This window comes from Agromyces sp. P1_H4, from assembly GCF_056405255.1.
Window position 1 is genome coordinate 1 of record NZ_JBFUCL010000381.1, and the last position, 3,359, is coordinate 3,359.

Here is a 3,359-nt window from a genome sequence, read left to right on the forward strand (position 1 = left end):
GCGCCGACGTCATCAACGACACCACGGGCGTGCACGATCCGGCGATCGCGGAGGTGGTCGCGGCATCCGCTGCCACGCTCGTCATCACGCACAGCCGCGCCGAACCCCGCCAGTGGTTCCCGCGGCCAGAGTACGACGACGTCGTGGGCGAGGTCGCCGCGTTCCTCGAGGTGCGCACCGCACTCGCCGTCGCGCACGGCGTGCCCGAGGAGCGGATCGTGCTCGACCCGGGGCACGACCTGAACAAGAACACGCGCCACAGCCTCGAGCTCACCCGACGGTTCGGCGAGCTCACACGGCTCGGGTTCCCGCTCGTCGCCGCGGTGTCGAACAAGGACTTCATCGGCGAGACGCTGGACCGCGCACGCGACGCTCGACTCGCGGGTTCGCTCGCCGCCGCGGTTTTCTGCGTCGCCCAGGGCGCCCGCATCCTGCGCATGCACAACGTGGCCGAATCGGTCGACGCGGCACGGATGGTCGAGGCCGTCATGGGATGGCGCGAACCGACCCACCTCAGGCACAACATGTACGACGGCCCGAACGAGGAGCCATGACCGCGCCGACGAGGGAAGAGCTCCTCGAGGCCTACGCGATCGCCGATCGTGACGTGCCCGCGGTGCGGATGAACTTCGTCACCAGCCTCGACGGGGCGGTGACCCTCGAGGGGCGAAGCGGGGGCCTCGGCGACGAGCACGACCGCCTCGCCATGCAGGTGCTGCGCACGCTCGCCGACGTGGTGCTGGTCGGCGCGGGTACGGTGCGGGTCGAGGGGTACGGCGGCCTGCAGGTCGGCGAAGCGGATGCCGCGTGGCGGCGGTCGCGCGGGCTCCCGCCGCAGCCGCGGCTGGCCGTGGTCTCGTCGCGTCTCGACCTCGGTCCCGAGCATCCGGTGTTCGCGCGCGCGGTGGAGCGGCCGATCGTCGTGACGCGCGAGGCGGCGCCCGCCGACCGACGCGACGCGCTCGCCRAGGTCGCCGATGTGCTGGTGTGCGGCGAGGACACGGTCGACCTCGCGGCGATGCTCGACGCCTTCGCCCGCCTCGGCCTGGGGCAGGTGCTCTGCGAGGGCGGCCCGCACCTGTTCGGCTCGCTGGTCGAGTCGGATCTCGTCGACGAGCTGTGCCTCAGCCTGAGTCCGCTCCTCGTGGCGGGCGGCGCCGGCCGCATCGTGCGCGGGGCGCCCGAGGTCGAGCAGCGGATGCGGCTCGTGCATGCGATCCCCGCCGGCGACCTGCTGCTGCTGCGGTACGCGCGGGCGCGCTGACGCGGTCGGACGCGCTGACGCGGCGGGCGGGCTGACGCGGTCGAACGCGCCGCGTCGAGCGAGCCCGGCGGCCGCGGGTCAGCGCACCGGCCGGTACGCGAGGTGCGTGACGAGCGAGGTCCCCCGTGACGAGACCTGCTCGAACGCCGCCGGCGGCACCCCGTCGAAGAGGCGATGGCCCGCCCCGATGATCGTGGGCGTCACGTGCACGCGAACCTCGTCGACGAGCCCCGCGGCGAGGAACTGGTTGACCGTCGTGGCGCCACCGACGATCACGACGTCGCGGTCGCCGGCGGCCGCCCTGGCCCGCTCGAGCGCCGAGTGCAGTCCCGCCGTCACGAAGTGGAACGTGGTGCCGCCCGCCATGGCGAGGTCGGGTCGTTCCCGGTGCGCGAGGACGAACACCGGCGCGTGGTAGAGCGGCTCGTCGCCCCACCACCCGCTCCAGTCGAGGTCCCACTCGCCCCGGTCCGGGCCGAACATGTTGCGCCCCATGATGAAGGCGCCCGCGTCGAGCATGGCGTCGAACTCGTCCCGGTTCTCCGCGCCGTCCTCGATCATCCAGTCGTAGAGGCGGTTGTGCTCGATCCTCCCGAAGGGCAGGTCGCGGGTCTGGCCGGGTCCGGCCATGTAGCCGTCCATCGAGACGGCGACGTCGCAGACGACGTTGGACATGGGTGTCTCCTCCCTGCAAGACCGATTGCGAAGTGCAATCGGTATGCCGAGAGGGTAGCCATTCCGCTTGCAGTCTGCAATCGGTTTTTCGCGCATGCGGGTGCCGATGCCGCGGGCGCGAGCGCCGGCGCCGGCCTCCGGTTACGCCGCGAGCCCGTGCGCGTCGAGGATCGTGTAGCTGTAGCCTTGCTCGGCGAGGAACCGCTGCCGGTTCTGCGCGAAGTCCTGGTCGACGGTGTCGCGCGCGACGAGGGTGTAGAAGTTCGCCGAGAGTCCCGACTCCTTCGGCCGCAGCAGGCGGCCGAGGCGCTGGGCCTCCTCCTGGCGCGAGCCGAACGAGCCCGACACCTGGATCGCGACGGTCGCCTCGGGGAGGTCGACCGAGAAGTTCGCCACCTTCGACACGACGAGCACCGGGGTGCGCCCGTCACGGAACTCCTGGAAGAGCCGCTCGCGCTCGTCCACCGGCGTGGCGCCCGTGAGCTGGGGTGCGCCGAGGGTCTCGGCGAGCTCGTCGATCTGGTCGAGGTACTGGCCGATCACGAGGATCCGCTCGCCGGCGTGCTTCGCCACGAGCTCCTTCACCACGCCGAGCTTCGCGGGTGCGGTCGCCGCGAGCCGGTACCGCTCGTCGTCGGCGGATGCCGCGTACGCGAGCCGCTCCGACTGCGGCAGGTCGATGCGCACCTCGTAGCAGGCCGCGGGGGAGATGAAGCCCTGCGCCTCGATCTCCTTCCACGGCGCGTCGAACCGCTTGGGACCGATGAGGGAGAAGACGTCGCCCTCGCGTCCGTCCTCTCGCACGAGCGTCGCGGTGAGGCCGAGGCGACGGCGCGCCTGCAGTTCGGCAGTGAGCTTGAAGACCGGCGCCGGCAGCAGGTGCACCTCGTCGTAGACGACGAGGCCCCAGTCGAGCGCGTCGAGCAGCGCCAGGTGGGCGTACTCGCCCTTCCGCTTCGCGGTGAGGATCTGGTACGTGGCGATGGTGACGGGCTTGACCTCCTTCACCTGCCCCGAGTACTCGCCGATCTCCTCGGCGGTGAGGCTCGTGCGCTTCAGCAGTTCGTCGCGCCACTGCCTGGCCGACACCGTGTTGGTCACGAGGATGAGCGTGGTGGTCTTCGCCGTGGCCATCGCACCCGCGCCGACGAGGGTCTTGCCCGCGCCGCACGGCAGCACGACCACGCCCGAGCCGCCGTCGAAGAAGTTGTCGACGGCCTTCTGCTGGTAGTCGCGCAGGTGCCAGCTCGTCTGGTCGAGCTCGATCGGATGTGGCGTGCCGGGCGTGTAGCCGGCGAGGTCCTCGGCCGGCCAGCCCAACTTCACGAGCTCCTGCTTGAGGGCGCCGCGCGCCCACGCCGCGACGAGGAAGCTCTCGACGTCGATCCGCTCGGTGAGCAGCGGCGCGATGCGCTTGGCG

The 3,359-nt window shown here is 71.6% G+C and carries 4 protein-coding genes; 2 read left to right on the top strand and 2 right to left on the bottom strand.

All coding sequences use genetic code 11. The features are described from left to right. Both AC1DY2_RS17470 and AC1DY2_RS17475 read left to right on the top strand, forming a co-directional pair. Positions 1 to 554: dihydropteroate synthase (locus AC1DY2_RS17470; RefSeq protein WP_476763567.1), on the top strand; the 554-nt coding region annotated here is incomplete at its 5' end. Next, positions 551 to 1,264 (top strand): pyrimidine reductase family protein, encoded by a 714-nt coding sequence (locus tag AC1DY2_RS17475; RefSeq protein ID WP_476763568.1) that lies wholly within the window; start codon positions 551 to 553, stop codon positions 1,262 to 1,264. The genes AC1DY2_RS17470 and AC1DY2_RS17475, both read left to right, overlap by 4 nt. Before the next feature lie 78 nt (positions 1,265 to 1,342). Here AC1DY2_RS17475 and AC1DY2_RS17480 read toward each other — a convergent pair whose 3' ends face one another. Further along, complete coding sequence (locus AC1DY2_RS17480) at positions 1,343 to 1,939, bottom strand: dihydrofolate reductase family protein (RefSeq protein ID WP_476763569.1); 597 nt, start codon at positions 1,937 to 1,939, stop codon at positions 1,343 to 1,345. 141 nt (positions 1,940 to 2,080) lie between these two features. After that, positions 2,081 to 3,359, bottom strand: a 1,279-nt coding sequence (locus AC1DY2_RS17485) for a DNA repair helicase XPB (RefSeq protein WP_476763570.1), incomplete at its 5' end; no start/stop codon positions are given.

Excerpts from the sequence above, each read along its gene's own strand:
- AC1DY2_RS17480 (WP_476763569.1), bottom strand. The coding sequence starts at position 1,939 with ATGTCCAACGTCGTCTGCGACGTCGCCGTCTCGATGGACGGCTACATG.